Genomic DNA, 20,454 nt, shown 5'->3' with positions numbered 1-20,454 from the left:
AAATCAAACTCAATTTAGATAATTCATCTAAATTGAGTTTAGTTTTAAATAATATATATTTTTACCCTACTCCAAAATCAGTATTAACCCACAATACTTCACACTTTTTTTCGTCCTCAAGCCATCTGTATTCATCTTGGAACCAATCTATAAGTTCCTTATCAGGCTTAATCTGTGTAGTGTTTTCTGTATACACATTTACTGTAAAATGCTCAAAATTTTCAAGAGCTACTTTTATATCATTTTTTATCATTTCTTTAGTTTGCCCTTTAATTCCCACCATAAGACATACAGAATTAAAGTAACCTTTTAATTCTTCTAAATTCTTATAATTAAAACCTTTCTTAAGAACATCCTCTCTGAATTCCTCATCAAAACTCTCAAGCCCTGTTTTGAATATTATATCAACTCCAAAGAAATCTCTCATTTCCTGTAACCTGCTTCTATATATCCAATGAGCCTCTAAGAACAATCTCTTTATATTAAGTTCCTTTACTTTTTTCTTAATTCCCTCAAGAGTTTCCTTAGGTAACTCAAAAACGTTTCCTGAATTAATAATCTCAAGTACCCCATACTCCCCTGTAACCTGCTCAATAACCTTAAGATTAACTTCATTTATATGCTCAATATCCATGGAGTTATCATGTATATAATCACAGAAAGTACACTTTCCCCATTTACATGGAGTTGCTTTTAAAAGGAGAATCTCTCTTGGAAATTTATTTTTTATCACACTGTATCTCATCATTTTTCATCACCAAAGCCAGTATAACATAAAAAGTACGCGCTGCGTACACAAAAAAAAATTAAAAACCTATAAAAGAAATTGACAGTGGAAAGTTGACAGTTAACAACGATGGATGTTTCTGCTACCTTAGAAACTGCATTTTTTTGTTATTTAAGACAAGAAGTTTTTACTCATTTTATCTGAGATAAAATATTGCAGTCTAAAGTACAATGTTTCCCCTATGATGAAACAAATTAATTCTCTTATCCACTAAACAATTATTTTAAATTTCTCGGAGAGAAATGTCATTCGTTGTCCACTTTCCACTTTCAACTTTCAACTCTCATCTTTTTTATTCCTACCATTCATTTTTTATCCTTTATAAATCAAGTATAACTTGTACTTTTACATAATATCCTATATAATATATCTGTTTGAAAAAAACCGCAGTTCGAAACCATCCTGCGTAAACAAAACTAGGAGGAGATAATTTATGAATAACTTATTAGTATTTTTGATCTTTGCAGTTGTAAATTTTGCACTTATAGCGGCTGCATACAAATTTTTTGGGAAGCGTGGTATTTTAGGATATATCGTCCTAAGTGTTATTGCTGCAAACCTACAGGTTAATAAGGGTGTAATTTTTGATTTTGGACTCTTTGAGCTTGAAGCAACTTTAGGTAATGTTATGTTTGCAGGTATATTCCTTGCCACTGACCTATTAAACGAGAAATATGGATATAAGGAAGCAAGAAAATCTGTTCATATTTCAATTTTTGCAAATATTTCATTTATAATCATCATGTATATTTCTACAATATTTCAAGGACTTGAATACAGTTCAAACTTCAATGAGGCTTTAAACTTATTTTTCTCTATAAACGGTGGTGCTTTAAAAGCTGTTTTTGTAGGAAATTTAGTTTTCTTAATTAGCCAATCTTTGGATGTATATATTTATTCAAAGCTGAAAAACTGGGATAGCTCTAGAAAATCTTTATGGATTAGAAATAATGGTTCAACAATAATTTCTCAACTTGTTGATACTATTCTTGTAACTCTAGGATTTGCCCTAGTAGGTATATTCCCTATGTCAATTGCATTTACTGTAATCGTTACTACTTTAATAGTAAAATATATAGCTGCAATTGTAGATACTCCATTCATGTATCTAATGTCATACATCACTCCAAGAGAGGGTGCTGATGATTAAAAACAAGGTTATTATAGATGCAGATTGTGGAATTGATGATGCATTAGCTTTAATATTTGCAATAAAATCTGATATTGATATCATAGGAATCACAAGTGTAAGTGGAAATGTAAATAGCTTAGAAAGTGCAAAGAATATAAAAGCTATTTTAAATCTTTTAGGTAAAGACATTCCTGTTTATACTAGCGGAATTCCAAATCTTGATGGGGAGTACATTGATGCTAAAGATACCCATGGTGAAGATGGTCTTGGAGAAACTCACTATGGAAAAGGCTTTGATTATTGTTCGGATGTACAAGCTGAAGATTTTATTTTAGAGAGTTTAAAGAAATATGATAATATAGATATCATTGCTTTAGGTCCTCTAACTAACCTTGCTAGAGCCTACTTAAAGGATAAAGATATCTTTAATAAATGTAACTCAATCATATCTATGGGTGGTACTTATAAAGCATTTGGTAATATGTCACCTGTTACAGAATTCAATTATTATCATGATCCAAAGGCAGTTGAGCTTATTTTAGAATCTGAAGTTCCAATGACAATGGTAACTTTGGATGTAACACGTAAAATTTTCTTAACACCTCATGTAACCCTTAACTTTAAAGATAAAAATAAAGTTGGAAATTTCATTTATGAGGTTACTAAATTCTATATGGACTTCCATAGAAAAGTTGAAAACTTTGATGGTTGTATAATAAATGATATTTTAAATATAGCTTATTATTTAGATAATAACTGCTGCAATGGAATTACAGCTCCAGTGAAAGTAGTCACTGAAGGTGTAACAAGAGGACAACTACTTGTTGATTCATGGAATATGTTCTATCCAGAAAGCAAAGAATGTTTAATTCTAAATGAAGTTAATGCCGAAAAGGTTATGGATATGTTCTTGAGTACTCTTGAACTTAAGTAACAAAGAAGAAAGAAAAGATAACAAATAACCATGATATTCTTCGTACTTCAGAATATCTATATATAATAAAAGGAACTTTATCTGCATAGTTAAGATAAAGTTCCTTTATTATTTTACATATTTATGGAAGTATACTATACTATTCTTAGCACTATACAAAAGAATAAAGAAAAAGAATAAAGAAAAAAGCTTTCAGCCTCGCTGAAAGGTATCAACATTTGTTCTTTGTTCTCTGTTATTTGTTCTTTGGATGATAAGGAGGAATTACATTGGAATTAGTTTACGGTACTACAAACCCTGGTAAGCTTACTGCCATGAAAAGAATGCTAGCTTCATTAGATATGGATATTCTATCTTTAAGGGATTTTGATATTGATATTCCAGAAGTAGATGAGAGTGGTAATGCTCCACTTGAGAATGCAAAATTAAAAGCATTAGCTTATTATAAAGTTCTAAAAAAGCCTGTTTTTTCTTGTGATTCTGGATTGTTTATTAAAGGATTAGAAGAGGCTAAACAACCTGGAGTACATGTTAGAAGAGTTAATGGTAAAAACCTTACTGATGAGGAAATGATTGAATACTATGCTTCTCTTGCTCACGAAATGGGCGGACAAGCAATTGCTACATATAAAAATGGTATTTGTCTCGTCCTAGATGAAAATACAATAATCGAGTATGATGGAGATGATATATCATCTGAAGAATTTATAATAACATCTACTCCTCACCAAAATAGAGTTCACGGTTTTCCTCTTAATTCATTATCTATTGAAATTAAATCAGGTAAATTTTATATGGATCTTGATAGAGATGATGGTACAAAAAACGCTTATGATGAAGGATTTCTTAATTTCTTTAAGAGATCACTTAAAACAAATGTATAATTAATAATGGATAATGGAAGTTTACTCATTTCGTCTAAGGATAAAACATTGTAGTTAAAATACAATGTTTAATCTATAGACGAAATGAGTTTCAAAATTTTAATTACTTTTTACATTTACTTTTATAAGAAGATAATCTCCAGTTACTACATTGATTAATGTAATTGATGCATTACCAGGTTTCAATGCCTTTATCAAACCATTCTTATCTACATTTATTATTTCACTGTTTCCAGTGGTAATTCTGATTTGTGAAATACTCGAAACCCCACTTCCTGATATTTTTAATTGGAATGCTTCCCCTTTATTTAATGAGATATTGGTTGAATTAACTTCTAATCTTTTTTCTTTTTTACTACTTGAAACATTAATTCTATAAACCCCAAAAATCTCTTCACTTATATTACTCTTAGCAACAAGCTTCACTGTTCCAGCTTTAGCAGGGGTTATATTAATTCCATTATTTTCATAGATATCAACTTTAACTGCATTCCCATCTAAGATAATATCTACACCCTCTCCCTCTTCAGTATCAAAATCTAACCATTTACTCTCATCAATCTTTAAGTTAATTTCCTCGATTTTATTATGGTAATCATCATAATAAATTTTTTCCTTAATAAGTATACCTAATTTAGGTTGTACCTTTATTTCATCATAACTAATATTCTTAATAATATTTTGATCTACTATTAATTTTCCATCTAAATCAAACCAGTTTCCATTTATATTGAAATAACATTTATAGTCAGCTTGTACTATAGCCTCACTAACTTCTTTGTTATTAGAAGAATTGTTTGCATAATCAAGCGAAAAAGCTTTATTACCTGCAACTATGAAATCTTCATTACTCTCTGCAAACACAGGAACTGAAGCTCCAATTAAACAAATAAATAAAATAAAACAACTGCATAATCGTTTCATAATTCCACTCCTTTAATTTTATTTAATAATAATAACTATCTTCTTATATAAACCTGTAGTTGGAGATATTAACACAAAATCAACTTCACCTTTTTTAAGTGCTTTTATCTTACCATTGTCATCAACTGAAATTAATCCTTCTCCATTATAAGTCATCTTTACATCAGATTTATTAAGTTCTTCTCCATTAATTAAAAGAGTATATTCTTCTCCTACTTTTAAATTCAACTCATCTCCTACATTCACAATAAGTTCATTTGGATTCTTTTTTCCATCTGGAGTTACATGAATTACTAAAGAAATTACTCTATTTTTCAATTTTATAGTTATCACTGATGTACCTAATTTCTTACCTATAATATCAATGTAATTATAATCCTTCTTTATATCTACCCCACTACCATTGACTTTTACTACATCATAATGAATTTTAGTGGGATTTATGATTCTTAATCTTTTACTGCTTCCAAGACCAACTTCAATGGTATCATCTACTACTACTAAAAAGAAATCTTTCAAAGCTTTTAATTCATCATTATTAATTTCTTTTATATCATTTCTTATTAATTCACCATCACCCTTTTTATATGATTTAATTACCCCATTTGAATCTTTATATTTAATTTGAGGTATAATACTATAATCTTTTATAACTTCTCTCTTATTATCAAACCATTTATTATTTACTTTAATAAATATCTTTCCTCCGCTTTTATTTATATTTTCTCTAATTTCATCAATGTTTTTTTTATCATTTGCGTACTCAAGAGTAAAGGCATTTTCTCCAATTACAACGGTTCTATTAGGAACATCTCCATATACATTTTGAAATATTGATATCAATATCCCTAAAAACACCATACTTTTCAAAATTTTTTTCATTACATTCCCTCCTTAAATAAATATAGCCTCTTAACATACACATTATAACATTTTTACTAATATTATTCTACAATTGTATATTTATGCTTTTATTTTAACCTTATTCCTCATATTTTTTATCACTTGAATTAATATACTCAATATTAAGCCAAAAGACGGTTCATTAATTTCTCATTAATGAACCGTCCCTATCTTATATATTTAAAAACTCAATCGCCTTTTCTAAATCCATATCTTTTTTAAGGTGTTCAGGTGTCCATGGAATATATTCATGGACCTCAATCCCTTTATTCTGTATGCCTTTCCCTTTATCAATCTCACAACTTCTAGATGTTGGATATCCCATACTGAACTTATTATTAAATTCTATGATTGCTAAATTAGAGTAATCAGTTACTCCCGCTGAATTCCTCCCCATTACTGTTACAATAGGTGAACTCTTAGCTGCCTTTATGAAAGCATCTCCCGAACTTCCACAATACATATCACATAGAACAACAACTTTCCTGTTCTTAGCTCTTCCAGTAATCTTATAGTCTCCTTCATCTTCCATTTTAAATACCTTAAATCCCTTATTATAGTTTTTCTTTAAATCTTCAAGAAAATCCCTTAGAAGTTTACTATCAATCCCTTGAGATAAGTATCCTTCAAATTGTTTGATTCTTATATCACAGTTTCTTTTGGAATAATTAATCTCCATATCTCCATCATCCAAATCTAACTCATATCCTTCTGGAACCAAATACTCCATAAGTTTATAATAGGAACTGTCCATTCCACCTCCATTATTTCTTACATCAATTATCAACTTTTCGCAAGAATCCAACTTATCTTCATTCTCTTCTATCAACTTCTCAACCTTATATTGATCCATAAAATCACTTAATGTCATTAACAATATTTCATCATCTAAAACTTTTAATGAGTACTCATTTTCCTGTTTCTTCATTTCATAAAACTTCATATCTATTATTTTTTCTTCATTATTTCTGAGTATAGTACAAGTATTATACTTTTGAAAAACTTGATTCCACCTTTTCATTCTCTCAGGCTTTTCACCATAATTTCTCCTTCCACTTTCTTTTATTACTTCTAATATATTTTTTTGATCTAATGCAATAATCTCATCACCAATTTCTATTTCTTCACTTTCAGAAATCTCACTAACAAACAATCTGTTATTCCAAACTCTGCACTTGAACCCTCTATTATTATTCTTTGCCCCTTTAAACCTGAACCACATATGCGGCTCTTTAAAATCAAGAAGATAATCATTCACTAAATCAGAAAACTCTTCATCAGTAAGCTCTTTATTTACTTTTATGAATTCTCTATATCTTTCATGGTTGTCCCATCCTTTTTTATCCAAACACCCTGAATAATCCTCTCTCATAATACTTACAACATCATTAAATATTTCTAAATAATTCATATATAATCCCCCTTAACTCCCTTTTATTTCGCAATTATTTAATCTATGTAGTATCAACAAAAATTATATTACATTACAACTATTGTATTATCGTCATGATAATCCCCTTTTTCTATTTTAATTGTTTGGAACTACCATAGGAATAAAGTTTTCAAAACAGCTCCACATCATAAAAAAAGCGGACAATTATTAACTGTCCACTATACCTGTTATTTTTATTTAAATACCTTATTAACATACTCTGAAGTACTTACATTAAGCAATGCACCATAATCTACTTTGAATTCAAGGATATCTCCAACTCTTAACTCCTTTAATGAGTTTGTTACATCCATTAAAAGATGATCACTGCTAGCTCCTAGTATATCAATATTCTCATCCAATGGTTCGATACCATCAGGATTTACATCTTGTCTTCCAAATGCTACAATTGCTCTTAAAATTTCACCTCTATCTTCAAAGGTAGGTTTGTTTCCAAAGGCATCCATACCTATTGTACCTATTGGTACTGACGGTTTCTTTTTAAGTTCAACTATCTCTCCCTTTAGAACAAATGCATCCTCATGCATTCCTTCTATCAAGTCTCCATAAGCTGTTTCTCTTCCAAGAACTATTGCCTCTCCAATTCTAAGCATGTTTATTCCTTCTGGCATTGTATCATTCAATACCTTATATAAACTACTTGAATTTCCACCTGAAACAGTTTCAAGAGTAATATTATGTTTATCCTCAATTTCATTCTTAATTTCTAATAATCTTCCTAGATTCTCATCATCTGGCATAACACCACCATAACAAGTAAGGTTTGTTCCAATACCATGAAGCTTAATATTTTCAAGTTTTAAAATATCTTCAACAATAGTGTCAATACTCTGGAACCATACCCCTTCTCTTAAGTCCCCTAGATCAATCATTAATATTATCTTGTGAACCTTTCCTTGCTTTCTTGCTTCTTCATCTAACAAGATGATTGTCTCAATTTCTGAATTCAAACTTATATCAGCTAGTCTTACTACATCTTCAACCTCACTCTTCATTGGAATTCTAAGTAATAATTTTGGACAATCAAACTCTTTTACCTTTTCAAGATTCTGTATTCTAGAATCTGCAATTCCATAAGCGCCACCTTTAAGTGAAGCACCAGCAATCTCTTTATAAGCACAATATACTTTTGAAACAACAAAAGCTTTTATTCCTTTTTCATTACATTTATCAACAATAAATCTAGTGTTTTCTTCAATCTTTTTTAAATCAACTTCTAAACAAGGATACTTCATTTTCTTTCCCCCTAACTTCGTAAGTTTTAGTAAATAATAAGAATCAATATCTAAGTAAAAAATGAGTTGAAAGTGGAAAACTGGAAGTTGAAAACGATGGACATTTCTCTACGAGAAATCTTAATTGTATTATTTATCGAGCAATGATGGTTTACTTGCATCATTAAAGATGTAGCCTTGTATTTAAATTACAATATTTTATCCAGAGATAAAATGAGTAAAGCCTTCTTGTTCAAACGACCAATAAATTGAAGTTTTGCAGAGCAAAACATTCATCATTATACATTATCCATTCTACATTCTACATTTGTTTTAAAAGGTATCAATTCTCAATTTCTTTTAAGTAAGTTGTTAGTGTATGCTAAACTCCAACAGCTTCCTAGCAGATTCTTCATCTTCTAAACTCAATACCCCCGCACAAGCCATTATATACATGGTATCTATCTTTACCTTTGCATCTTCACGAGGTAACATGGAGATATCTTCTCCTCTATACTTTATTCCCTCTAATATCTCTCTTCCATGAGGCAATCTGGTTAATGCACCACCTGTTCCAACAATATATTGAACTTGAGACAGGTCTTTCCCATATGCAACAAAACTATTCTTTCCAACAAATAATCGCTTAACGTATCCTGCATGTCTTGTAACTGCAAGTTCAACTGCTTTTTTACAAAGAATCTCACTGCAGTGTCTTTCTTCATCAGTTTCTGGAATGGCTTTTATATGCTCTGTTATATATTCTTTTGAATGACCTTCAAGATCCCTTTCTGAAAGAAGATCAATAACATTCTTGCTATTAACGAATAATCCAAGATCTCCTTCAACTGTTCTCTTTGCTTTTGGTTCAGGATTTACTAGTATATCTGTAATATCAGCTCCACCTTCAGTAACGGAATGAAGATCGGTAGTTGCTCCTCCAACGTCAAATACTATAACGTCACCAATCATTTCATAAAGTAGTTTTGTTGCCTGCATAACAGCTCCAGGTGTAGGCATTATAGCTCCATCAACCATGTCTCTTATTTTATCCATCCCTGGTGCCTTTACAATATTATTTTCAAATGCATTCTGAATAACCTCTCTAGCAGGTTCTACATTCAACTCATCAATTCTAGGATATACATTATCAACAACATACAACTCTTTACCCTCAAAGATTTCTCTAATCTCTTCCTGATTAGCAACATTACCACAGTAAATTACAGGTATATCAATCTCTGCTTCTCTAATAAGTTCAGCATTATATAGGGCAGTCTCTCTCTCTCCATGATCTGTACCACCAGCTATCATTATTAAGTTAGGTTGAATTTTCCTTATCCTTCTAATATCACTAGCTCTCATCTTTCCTGATGTAACCATTTTAATTATTCCACCAGCTCCAAGTGCTGCTTCTCTTGCTGCCTTTACAGTCATATCATGAACCAGTCCATGAACAGTCATTTTAAGACCACCAGCAGCACTACTTGTGGCTATCATCCTATCCCAAGTAAGCTTTTCCTCTATCTGACTCTCAATATCATCAATTGCCTGCCTAAGTCCAATTGTTACATCTCCTTCAAGAACTGTTGTGTATCCCTTCCCTTGGGCTAAAACCTTTGGTAGTTCACCACTGAAGTCAAAAGCAGTTACTACTGTAGTTGTACTTCCAATCTCAGCAATTATATAATCTGCTCTCACAATTCTCACCTCCACGGATTTTACTTCACTACTAAACCTTACCTTTTGAAAAGAGAACACTCCCCAGTGTTCTCTTTTCTTTTATCTCTATTTTTAAATAAATTCCCAAAACATCCCCAAATTAACCCGATTATTCTGCGATATAAACTTTCTCTCTATCGTCACCTTGTCTTCTCATTCTTTCTTCAATTAAGAATGTAGCAACGTGTTTACCTCTTTTACCTCTACCAAATCCAGCATCCATTCCATTGGCTTTTGCAATCTCATTAGTAACCTGAGTACCACCACAAGCAAGAATCAACTTATCTCTTACACCTTTTTCAACACAAAGGTCATGAATCTTCTTCATGTTTTTAGTGTGAACATCATTATGAGTAATTATTGTACTTGCAAGAATTACATCTGCCTCACACTCTATAGCAGCATCAACAAGTTTCTCTACTGGACAAGAAGTTCCAAGATACTCATATGTGATACCATATTTCTCGATACCACCGTGCTTGATATCAATTGTTTCTCTTAATCCAACTGAGTGCTCATCTTCTCCAACTGTAGCACATACAACCTTCATAGGCTTATCAGCTATATAGTCTTTCATAAACATCTCATCTAGAACTTTTACCTTCTCTGGAACCTTTAGAGTAGCCTTTTCAACTGTAAAGTTTACTCTACCTTTAATCTCAACAAGTGTTCCTTCTGAAGCTTGCATAACCTGCTTGTGAATTATCTCAACATCTGTAAGATTCATCTTTCTACCCATTTCAAGTGCAGCAGCTTCTGAAACTAATTCATCCTCTGGAATAAACAATGTTACAGTTACGTATCCATCTTTCTTCCACTCTACCTCAGGAGTTATAGTTCCATCCTCTTTAACTCTTTCCATTCTGTTTGCTACATTATCTTCCTCATCTAACTCATTAATGAAAACAATCTTAGAGTGATCACATAATGTACAATCGTGAATAGCATCACATGCTTTATTGTACTCTTCTGGTATATTGTTATATCCAAAGTGTGCACATACTGGTGCAAAGTAATCTTCTTCTCTCTCAACAACAGTACCTGCTGCAACTCCTTTATCTATATCTCTTGGAATACCATCATTATTTCTTGCAGGATAGTTACCAGAATCAACAAAGAATCCTTTTTCAACTGCTTGGAAGTATCCACCCTCTTCAATGATTTCCTCCATGAATAATATTGCTCTTTCTTGAATTTCTCTAACTTTATCAGCTAAGTAACCAGTCTCTTTAAGCTGAACCATCTCTTTAATTCCATCCATAGAGATTAAAGCTTGCTTAGCAGTGTTTGTAGCATGAATGTTATTGTAATGCCAAGGTACATTTCTTCCCTCGTCAGGAGTGATTGTACTTTGAATATCAGCTGATGTTAATGCAGATATTAATAAGTTCATGCAGTGTGTTACTGTAGCTTCTCTTGTACAAGAAGTCATGTACTTAGTATTCATCTGTGCTCTCATCTTGTAATCTGTAAAGAATTCTCTTAAAGCAACAGCATATGGCAAGTCAAGCTTTAGTAATGGTGCTGGTGCTGCACTTGGTGGAACTGTAGAAAGTGCAATATTCTCTTTCTTCATTCCAACCATTTCAGAGAACTTACTGTTTATAGCATGCTGAACCATAAGTTCTGGCATAACAGCATAACCCTTCATAGCTGTAGCATTAGCGTTATGCGCACCGTCTATTTGAAGAATATCAGCCCAAGCCATTATTCTTTTAGCAACAGCTGCATCAACAAATGATCTTACCATATTAATATTTCTGTACAGTACATTGTATTGAGGATCTTGGTGAGCACCATTGATTCCTTCCTCTGCAAACATAACTGCAACGTCAGGTCCTGCTACACCTGAAACATATGAGTGGAAGTTAATTTCTCTTCCTACTTCATCCTCTATTAAGTCAATAGCTTTTCTTGTAGCTCTAACTTGCTTTCTTGTTATTGGAACTCCACCGATACCTTCTGGAGATCCTTCTATTAATCCATCAAAGTGAGATTGTCCAGCTGTTCTGATAACCATAAGATGATCAGCGCCATGCCATGCAGCCATTCTCATTCTTCTAATATCATCTTCAAATCTTCCTGAAGCAACCTCAGAAGTTATAACAGGCATAGGCTGAGGATCAATATTACCAAAGCTAGGTGCTGCAGGGATTCCTTCATAAGTTTTTAAACTTTTTGAAATTTCACTATATTCAAACTCTCCTAATTTCCCTGATTCATGTGGCTCTCTCCAATGCCAGCCTCTTCTTCTTGGTTCATATTTATCTAAGTCTTTTAAAATCTCTTCAACATCAATCTTAACGTTTTTTTCTAACTTATCTAGCATTAGTTCTCACCTCTCATCTTCTTGCTTACTTCATTCCAACCCTTACCTTCTGCTAACTCTTTACCTGCTTCTCTATATTCCATATCATTCATCTTTGCATAAGTAAGTACTACATTCCCCATACCTTTTCCAAGCAAATTCCATGCAAGTCCTTGTTTAATTATCTCCCCAGCTTCAATGCTTGAGAATCCCATTCTTAATAGAACTGAACGCTCAATTGAAGCAGATGTATTCTTCTCTGCAAGTTCAACTAGAGGTTTAACAATCTCTTCAGTTAATGCCCAAAATCTTTCTTTTAACTGTTCACTGCTTAAGTTCTTTAAATGCTCTCTTCTCTTCTCGAAATCATCTGCTCTTTTCATTCCCATCCTCCATAATAATTATTTTACACAAATGTCAAATTCACTTAACATTTCTAGTACTTTAACTTGATCTAATCTTGTTTCTTCACATAAATACTCAAGATCTTCTTTTCCTATTGTCTTATCTTCTAATCCCTTAATTGCATTCTTTATTAATGATCTTCTATATCCATTAAGATCCATTTCTTGAATAGTAAGCTTTTCTGGATGCTCAGGAAGTATTATATTCTCTCCAGGAATCTCTTCTGCTGGATTCCCTTTCATAACTTTAATACCATTTTCCTTAGCAAAAGACAGCTGTGGCCCAACATGCTTTCCAGCTCCAGTATATTCAGTTTCTTGAACTACAATAATCTCATCATTCTCCATCTCTTGTGCTAGAACAAATGCAGCTGCAAGTGAAGTATTTCCAGCAGGCCCTCTTTCAAGACCTTCTATCTGAGCAAGCAGCTCAGTCATATAGAATATCTGTCCTTGTGAGATAGTAACATATCTATCCATATATCTTAATGGTCTAGCTGCACTTCTTGGTACATCAGATCTGTCAGGATTAGTCATGAATGGTATACCAAACCCTGTATGTCCTGTTGTGAATGACTTTCTATTAAATTGAGTGTCAGAAGCCATATGAAGTCCTGATAAATTAGCTGATGCTCCTACAACTTTTGTTTGCAGTGCTCCTGCTTTTAAAAGCCCTCTAGCTGTACCTGTAAGATTTCCCCCACCAGCATGTGTGCATATTACCACCTCTGGATCTTTACCAAATTTCTCTCTACATTCTTCAGCAATTTCATAACCAAGAGTTTCAACACCAGCTACTCCGTAATTTGAGTAAAGTGAAGCGTTGTAGAAAGATGTATCATCAAGCACCTTTAAGAATGTATAGAAAAGTTCTGGTCCAACAGTTAATTGAAGTACTTCAGCACCGTAACATTCGCACTTTCTTGCTTTCTCTACTATCTCAGGTTGACCAACTTTTCTTGAATCAAAGCACTCTTGTACAATAATACAATCTAACCCTCTCATATTTGCTTGAGAAGCAACTGCAGCGCCATAATTTCCAGAAGTTGCTGAAACTACACCTTTATAACCTTTTTTCTTTGCTTCAAATACTGAAACAGATGCTCTTCTATCCTTATAGCTTCCAGATGGATTACATTGTTCATCCTTTACCATAATCCTTGCAGCTTTACCTGTTTTAGATACTTTTCTAGCAAGTTCAGTCATATTTCTAAGTTCTAATAAAGGGGTATTACCTACTCCTGTTTCCTTTTGAATTTCCATAACGTCATTTAGAGTATATCCTGTATCTCTCATGAGTTTTTCGTAATCAAATGCAATTTTCCCATATTCATACTGTGAATAGTCTACACCTACGGATTTTAGCATTATCTCGCTTTTTCTTTCCATCATCTTTTCATACTTGTTCATTCTACTTCACCTCCTTATTCTTCTCCTCTTAGAATAGTTTTTGCTTGCTTTCCTATATATGATGTTTCTCCAATATAATTTCCAAAGCTATGAGTATAGTTTGGCTCAACATTTACAACCTTACCTTCTTCAACTCTTCCGATTATTGTCTCAACCTTAACCCAGTCTCCAACTTCACAGTCCTCTAAGCAGAAACCTTTGATCCACATAATCAATGGAGTTTTCTTAGTATCTTCAGGTATATGAGGCGATCTCTCTTCAGGCTCTAAGACTGTTCTCTCAACCTCCACCCAAGTACCTTTTTTAATCATCTTAATCACCGTCCTATTTAATCATGTTTCTCATATCGCCCATGATTGCTCTTGGTACTGGTAAATCAAGCATAGTCTTTAACCCAGCATCAGCATTGATAACCTGTGGAATCATGTTTACACACATAGCGATTGTTCCAAGTCCACCTTCAACCTCTGGTTTAATTGCCATATTAACTTCAGGAGTACCTTTGATTGTTATGTAATCTCCAGTGAATGTTCCTTCCATTTCTGGCTCGATTTGTTGTGGGTGAATCATATCGATTAATGGTTTTCCATCAACATATCCTTGTCCAGTCATGTTAACTCCAGCTACATTACCTGCTGCTGCAAATCCATATGGAGATTTTCTATCAACAGATGTAACAATTGGCTTCATTTGTTGTTCAATTTTTTCAACAGGCCATCCTATAGCGTCTCCGATCATTCTGATAGACTCAGCAAATCCAACATGTCCTGCTAAAGTACCATCTTCAACACCTTTATTAAACTCATCTACAGTAATTCCAACACCTTGTTCTTCCATAACTGCTGGTCCAAATGGTGATAAACTATTAACTCTCTTAGCTTCAATGTGTTCAACATCTGTCATACATCCTGTTAAACAAACAACTAATAAATCCATGATTAAACCTGGGTTGATTCCAGTTCCTAAAATAGAAACTCCATTTTCTTTAGCAATTCTATCTAACTCAGCTGCTAATTCTGGATTCTGTGCTTGTGGGTATGCCATCTCTTCTGCAGTAGATATTACATTAACCTTCTGCTCAAGAGCATATTTTAATCTTGGGAAAGCTTTTTCTGTAAATGAGTCTGTAGCACATAAACATAAGTCACAGCATTTTTCTGTAAGAACTTCTTCAATATTCTTATTTATTATTACTGGTTTTCTATCTCCTCTTTCAACTCCTAAAACTTCATACATATCCTTGTCTACTCTTTCAGGATGCATATCACAAACCCCTACAATTTCAACTCCCTTTTTATTAAGAAGCATTCTAGCCATTCCGCTTCCCATAGCTCCAAATCCCCAAATAGCAATTTTAACGTTTTCTCTCATTTTTAATTCCCCCTGTTTTTTATAATTTCGATAGTTCACAGTTTAATTTTTTCTGTGTTTAATATGTAAAAATATACTATTTTACTATCATATTTCTTTTATTAATTATTTAAGCAATTTCCATGCCAAGTTTTCTATAAAAATAATATTATTTTTCTTCATTTTGCATCAAAATCTTTGGATATTTCTAAATTTTTAGAATATTTATTCATAATCAATAATTCAATATTCAGATAATTTTAATAAAGGTGCAAATATTTTTGCACCTTTTTATTAAAAAATCACAGTTTCAAATATTCTTTTAGATTATTGTTAGTTTTCTGCAAATTATTTTGCATTAATATGCCCATTTTTCAGCAATCTCGCTTTCCATATTATGCATAAACAGACTTAAAATTATTTTTTAATGAATTTATTACAAACTTATTCTTTTTTATCAATTCTTTTTTGTAACTCTTGCTTTATTTTAGAAAATTCTACACCATTTTTCATACAATAATCTCTAATAACAACACTTTTATCAATTATTTTTCCATTAATAATATTTTCTAATATTTCTTCTGAAATCCCCCACTCTATCACTTCATTAAAAGTGGTTTTCCCTCTTATCACCTTTTCATTATTCTCTTCAGTGTTATTCTCAGATGAATTACTTTCTATTTTAATGTTTGAAATATCTATTGAATGTTCACTAAGATATTTCTCTAGTTCTTCATTTATTTTTATTTCCCTTATCAATATGTTAACTGCTGGTTCTGGAAGGTAAATTTCCTCTCCCATTTCATATGGTAATTTTTTATAAAGAGCAACAAAATATCTTACTGAAGCAGTTCCTATCTCCTTATCCCCTTCTAAGTTGCCATATATTTTTTCTAAATCTTTTACTTTGAATAAGGAAGGATTATTTATATCTTTTAACCCAAAAGCCCTCGCCATCACTTCAGGTGTTATATTAAAAGCATTATAAATATCCTCAAATGAATAAGATCCTCTTATATCTGCTGGATTATACTCTCCTGCGAATTCACCTTCTTTAAATACAACTGGTACTTTAGTTGATTCTGTTTTCCAAACATTTAACCCTTTAGAAATGCCTATTCCACCAAATATAATAAGAATAAGAATTACCCCTATAGCTTTAGAATTTAATTTCATATTATAGAGTCCTCCTTTCACATGTGAAATTCACTGTATCTTCCACTTTGCATCCCTCTTCGGATGTACACTTCATACAAGATATACATTGATGATTTCTTACCACTTTAGTTTCTGAAACCTTAATATTCATAGGACAAACTTTATCGCATGCAGTACAAGATATGCAAGTTTTTGGATTTCTCTTAATCTTAAATATTCTAAATAAGTTAAACACACCCAATACCGCTCCATATGGACATAGATATTTACACCATGGTCTTTCCATAAATAATGAAGCTGCTAATATTACAATAAGTATTACTATTCCTGTTATAGCTACTTCTCCTGTCCAAAATTTAAACAGGCTATAATAGGGATCTACATCTGAAAAGCCTATTTTTCCTGTTACTGCTGTTACATATACTACCCACACCAATACAAGATATCTTAAGAATCTAAGGTATTTATCAATTTTTGATGGAATAAAATTATTATGCTTCCCTTTAAATATTTTTTTACCCACTTTACTAACCCATTCTTGTATTGATCCAAAAGGACATATCCATCCACAAAATATTGCACCAAATGCCACTGCAATTAAAAATACAATTATCATCAGAACAAATGAGGATTCATGTATTTTCTTTACTAAAGTACCTGCTGTTAGTAATTCATATATTGATACCACTCCACCAAAAGGACATATTGCATGCAACGATGCTGATGATAAAAATTTAAAGCCTCTACCTGATTCAACTAATGTTTTGTTTATTGTTATAAATGCAATAAGTATAAAGAAGAAACTCTGAATAATTCCTCTAATCTTCATTTTCTTTTTCACTTTACTCCCCCCAAATTTTTATTTATTACTGTACATCATTTATTAAAATATTTCCTAGCTACATCTATATAATAATATCTATATTTGATTAAATCTTGTTTTAAATGTGATGGAATTGTGAAAATTGCATAAAAAAAGCAAGCTCTGCTTGCACATAATAAATTAAAAACCTTTAAATAAAATTGTCCACTGTCAACTATGTTTTATATATTATTCAATTTGTATTTTTTAATCTTATACTGAAGAGATTGTCTAGATATCTTTAATTCATCAGCAGCCTTTGAGATATTACCACTCATTCTATATAAGACATCCTTAATTATTGACCTCTCAACATTCCCTAGATATTCATCAAGAGATATACCATTAAGCTCTATCTTTTCATGTTCACCTATATGAAACTTATCTTCAAACATTTCCATCCCAATCTTCTTATAGTCCTCTGCTAAATTCATAGCTGATTCAATAGCATTCTTCAATTCTCGTATATTCCCTGGCCATTCATAATTAATCAATCTTTCCATAACATCATTTTTTACCCCTATTACTTCTTTACCAAGGATTTTATTATAATATTGTACAAAGTGATTTACTAAATCTTCTATATCTTCTTTTCTATCTTTTAAAGGTGGAATATCAAACTTTACAACACTTAATCTATAATATAGATCCTTTCTAAGCTTTCCTTCTTTTATAAGTTTTTCTGGATTTTCATTAAGGGTAGCAATAACTCTTACATCAACATCAATTGTTTTATTACTACCTAGAGGTCTAATATACCCTTCTTGCAGTACCCTTAAAAGCTTAGATTGCAACTGTGTATCCATAGAATTAAGCTCATCCAATAAGAGCGTCCCCCTGTGAGCCTCTTCAAACAAACCTTTCTTATCTATGGCACCAGTAAAACTCCCCTTAACTGTACCAAAAAACATCCCTTCTAATAAAGGACTAGGTATAGCAGCACAGTTCACAGCTATAAAAGGCTTATCACTTCTTATCCCATTGTAATGAATACTCTGAGCAAGAACTTCCTTTCCTGAACCAGTCTCACCATAAATTAAAACAGATGAATTAGATAAACTAGCTCTCATAGCTTTATTAACAACATTTCTCATTTCTGTACTATTTCCAATAATATCTTTAAAAGAATATCCTTTATTTGATTTTCTTTGCTTCTCTTCAAGCTTGCAAACCTTTTCATTAAGCATTTTCACTTGAGTCATATCTTTTGAAATCTCGATTGCTCCAATAACTTTTCTCCCATTAAAAATAGGTATTGATGTATTGATTGTGGTAATTAACTTATTATTGTTATTATAATATTCTTGTAAGATCTCAGAATACTTCTTCTTATTCTTTATTGCACTAAGCAATGTAGAATTCTCTTCTTTTAAACGGTCTAAATATTCTGTTATCCTTTTACCAAGAACCTCATCTCTTGTTGTTCCCTCAAGATTAGCCATGGCTTCATTGTAATATACAGTAGTTCCTTTCTCATCAATAATGTGTATTCCATCGTAGAGATTATTTATTAATTCCTCAAGTATAATTCTATCTTTATTCATATCCCCTTGAAGTTCCTCCCACCCTAGTTGTTTTTTTAATTATAAATCATTTTCTTTTAAATAACTAGTAATTAATTTCCATGATTAATTCATGTTTTTACTAATAATTGCAACAATTAAGAATTATTTTTTAACAAAATTTCTGTTGATAATTCAAAGAAATTTATGTATAATGAATCGAATTATTTTTTGTTACAGGAGGTGGCTATGTCTATTAAAGATATTTTAGAAGTTGCTGAAACTGCCGGACAGATAATTTTAGAAAATGGCGGTGAAGTATACAGAGTTGAAGAAACAATTGCAATCATCTGTAAGTCTTATGGTGTTGATATTGTAGAGAGTTTTGTAACTCCATCAGTTATCATGATTTCATTAAAAGATGATAAAGGCAATCCTACTACATTCATAAAGAGAATTAAGAAGCGAACTGTTGATATGAATAAAATACACAATGTGAACGAACTTTCAAGAAAAATATCCAGTAATTCAGCTTCATTAGAATATGTTAAAGAAGAATTGAAAAAGATTAAACAAGGTAATAAATATAAATACCCTTCACATATTATTGCTGGTGGAGCTATTACAGGCTGCTTTACAGGATTATTTGGAGGTAATTATTTAGAATTCATACTATCCTTTATTATTGGATGCATTATAACTGTTTTATTAAAAAAATGCGACAAGTTACAACTTAATGATTTTTTCACAAATATTCTTGGAGGAGCTCTTGCTACCTTTATAGCTCTATTTTCTTCACTATTTATGAATATTGAGTCAAATGTAATCATTATTGGTTCTATAATGTTACTTGTACCAGGTTTAACTATAACAAATGGTATAAGAGATACTATAGCTGGAGATTTTTATTCTGGTATTTCTAGAGTTATTGAAGCACTTTTTGTGGCTATTGGTATAGTTCTAGGTTCAGTAATAATTTTTTCTCTGTTTTATTATGTGAAAGGGGTGATATAGATGGGTAGAATTTTATTAGAGGTAATCTTCTCGGTAATTGCTTCTCTTGGATTTGGAATTCATTTTAATATTAAAAGAAATCATCTATTTATTGCTTCTTTAAGTGGTGGGGTAAGTTGGTTGATTTATTCAATACTTCTTTCATTAAATTTTAATAATACTTTTGCCATTTTTATGGGCTCTGCAATAATGTCTCTTTATTCTGAGATTATGGCAAGAAAAGCAAAAACTCCAGCAACAGCTTTTATTGTATGTGGAATGATCCCATTGGTTCCTGGTGGTGGAATGTATTATACTGTTTACGAATATGTTAATCATAATTATGATAAAGCACTAAGTACAGGAATTAACACATTAAGTTCAGCAGTTACTATAGCTATTGGTATAGTTTTTATTTATTCTATTTTTAGAATGATTAATATGAAAAAGAGAATGCAGCATGAAAAGTAATACTTGAAAATTAAATAGCAATCCAACTTAACTGAAAGTTAAT

Annotated in this window: 19 protein-coding genes; 5 read left to right on the top strand and 14 right to left on the bottom strand. The window is 31.7% G+C overall.

Going from position 1 to position 20,454, the window contains the following annotated elements:
• Positions 1 to 61 precede the first annotated feature (61 nt).
• Positions 62 to 748 (bottom strand): radical SAM protein, encoded by a 687-nt coding sequence (locus tag OW730_RS12775; protein ID WP_271229398.1) that lies wholly within the window; start codon positions 746 to 748, stop codon positions 62 to 64.
• Positions 749 to 1,220: 472 nt separating this feature from the next.
• On the opposite strand from OW730_RS12775, the gene OW730_RS12770 reads away from it, so the two are divergent.
• The 3 genes from OW730_RS12770 to OW730_RS12760 all read left to right on the top strand — a co-directional run bounded on the left by OW730_RS12770 (position 1,221) and on the right by OW730_RS12760 (position 3,737).
• A complete protein-coding gene (locus OW730_RS12770) occupies positions 1,221 to 1,937 on the top strand; it encodes a queuosine precursor transporter (RefSeq protein WP_271229397.1) in 717 nt (238 codons plus the stop codon).
• Positions 1,930 to 2,853: a nucleoside hydrolase gene (locus OW730_RS12765; RefSeq protein WP_271229396.1), complete on the top strand. Its 924-nt coding sequence runs from the start codon at positions 1,930 to 1,932 to the stop codon at positions 2,851 to 2,853. The genes OW730_RS12770 and OW730_RS12765 overlap by 8 nt, the downstream gene beginning before the upstream one ends.
• 269 nt (positions 2,854 to 3,122) lie before the next feature.
• A complete protein-coding gene (locus OW730_RS12760; protein WP_271229395.1) occupies positions 3,123 to 3,737 on the top strand; it encodes a non-canonical purine NTP pyrophosphatase in 615 nt (204 codons plus the stop codon).
• Positions 3,738 to 3,836: 99 nt separating this feature from the next.
• On the opposite strand, the gene OW730_RS12755 is transcribed toward OW730_RS12760, so the two are convergent.
• The 13 genes from OW730_RS12755 to OW730_RS12695 all read right to left on the bottom strand — a co-directional run bounded on the left by OW730_RS12755 (position 3,837) and on the right by OW730_RS12695 (position 18,989).
• Entirely contained in the window at positions 3,837 to 4,661 is an 825-nt protein-coding gene (locus tag OW730_RS12755) for an Ig-like domain-containing protein (protein ID WP_271229394.1), read from the bottom strand.
• Positions 4,662 to 4,679: 18 nt separating this feature from the next.
• The gene (locus OW730_RS12750; RefSeq protein WP_271229393.1) at positions 4,680 to 5,543 is read right to left on the bottom strand and encodes a hypothetical protein; all 864 of its coding nucleotides are present in this window, start codon (positions 5,541 to 5,543) and stop codon (positions 4,680 to 4,682) included.
• Positions 5,544 to 5,736: 193 nt separating this feature from the next.
• A complete protein-coding gene (locus OW730_RS12745; protein ID WP_271229392.1) occupies positions 5,737 to 6,975 on the bottom strand; it encodes a S41 family peptidase in 1,239 nt (412 codons plus the stop codon).
• Between the two features lie 215 nt (positions 6,976 to 7,190).
• Positions 7,191 to 8,252 (bottom strand): ornithine racemase Orr, encoded by a 1,062-nt coding sequence (gene orr, locus OW730_RS12740; RefSeq protein WP_271229391.1) that lies wholly within the window; start codon positions 8,250 to 8,252, stop codon positions 7,191 to 7,193.
• A gap of 351 nt (positions 8,253 to 8,603) precedes the next feature.
• Positions 8,604 to 9,932, bottom strand: coding sequence for a GlmL-related ornithine degradation protein (locus OW730_RS12735; protein WP_271229390.1), 1,329 nt, complete (start codon positions 9,930 to 9,932; stop codon positions 8,604 to 8,606).
• A 130-nt stretch (positions 9,933 to 10,062) separates the two neighbouring features.
• Positions 10,063 to 12,282 carry a D-ornithine 4,5-aminomutase subunit OraE gene (oraE, locus tag OW730_RS12730; protein WP_271229389.1) on the bottom strand — a complete coding sequence of 740 codons (2,220 nt, stop codon included), beginning with the start codon at positions 12,280 to 12,282 and terminating at the stop codon, positions 10,063 to 10,065.
• Positions 12,282 to 12,644: an ornithine aminomutase subunit alpha gene (locus OW730_RS12725; protein WP_271229388.1), complete on the bottom strand. Its 363-nt coding sequence runs from the start codon at positions 12,642 to 12,644 to the stop codon at positions 12,282 to 12,284. Before OW730_RS12725 ends, oraE begins: the two co-directional genes overlap by 1 nt.
• A gap of 18 nt (positions 12,645 to 12,662) precedes the next feature.
• On the bottom strand, positions 12,663 to 14,075 hold the full coding sequence (gene ortB / locus OW730_RS12720; RefSeq protein ID WP_271229387.1) for a 2-amino-4-oxopentanoate thiolase subunit OrtB: 1,413 nt from the start codon (positions 14,073 to 14,075) through the stop codon (positions 12,663 to 12,665).
• A 14-nt stretch (positions 14,076 to 14,089) separates the two neighbouring features.
• Positions 14,090 to 14,386 carry a 2-amino-4-oxopentanoate thiolase subunit OrtA gene (gene ortA, locus OW730_RS12715; RefSeq protein ID WP_271229386.1) on the bottom strand — a complete coding sequence of 99 codons (297 nt, stop codon included), beginning with the start codon at positions 14,384 to 14,386 and terminating at the stop codon, positions 14,090 to 14,092.
• A 13-nt stretch (positions 14,387 to 14,399) separates the two neighbouring features.
• Positions 14,400 to 15,446 (bottom strand): 2,4-diaminopentanoate dehydrogenase, encoded by a 1,047-nt coding sequence (ord, locus tag OW730_RS12710; RefSeq protein ID WP_271229385.1) that lies wholly within the window; start codon positions 15,444 to 15,446, stop codon positions 14,400 to 14,402.
• A gap of 423 nt (positions 15,447 to 15,869) precedes the next feature.
• Complete coding sequence (locus OW730_RS12705) at positions 15,870 to 16,601, bottom strand: hypothetical protein (RefSeq protein ID WP_271229384.1); 732 nt, start codon at positions 16,599 to 16,601, stop codon at positions 15,870 to 15,872.
• Position 16,602: 1 nt separating this feature from the next.
• The gene (locus OW730_RS12700) at positions 16,603 to 17,424 is read right to left on the bottom strand and encodes a 4Fe-4S binding protein (protein ID WP_271229383.1); all 822 of its coding nucleotides are present in this window, start codon (positions 17,422 to 17,424) and stop codon (positions 16,603 to 16,605) included.
• A gap of 203 nt (positions 17,425 to 17,627) precedes the next feature.
• The gene (locus OW730_RS12695) at positions 17,628 to 18,989 is read right to left on the bottom strand and encodes a sigma-54 interaction domain-containing protein (RefSeq protein ID WP_271229382.1); all 1,362 of its coding nucleotides are present in this window, start codon (positions 18,987 to 18,989) and stop codon (positions 17,628 to 17,630) included.
• 207 nt (positions 18,990 to 19,196) lie between these two features.
• On the opposite strand from OW730_RS12695, the gene OW730_RS12690 reads away from it, so the two are divergent.
• Positions 19,197 to 19,961 (top strand): threonine/serine ThrE exporter family protein, encoded by a 765-nt coding sequence (locus tag OW730_RS12690; RefSeq protein ID WP_271229381.1) that lies wholly within the window; start codon positions 19,197 to 19,199, stop codon positions 19,959 to 19,961.
• Complete coding sequence (locus tag OW730_RS12685) at positions 19,962 to 20,411, top strand: threonine/serine exporter family protein (protein ID WP_271229380.1); 450 nt, start codon at positions 19,962 to 19,964, stop codon at positions 20,409 to 20,411.
• The last annotated feature ends 43 nt before the right edge of the window (positions 20,412 to 20,454 follow it).

Origin of the sequence: Oceanirhabdus sp. W0125-5, from assembly GCF_027938815.1 — a bacterium.
GTDB lineage: Bacteria > Bacillota > Clostridia > Clostridiales > Clostridiaceae > Oceanirhabdus.
This window is presented reverse-complemented; position numbering and strand designations above follow the sequence as displayed.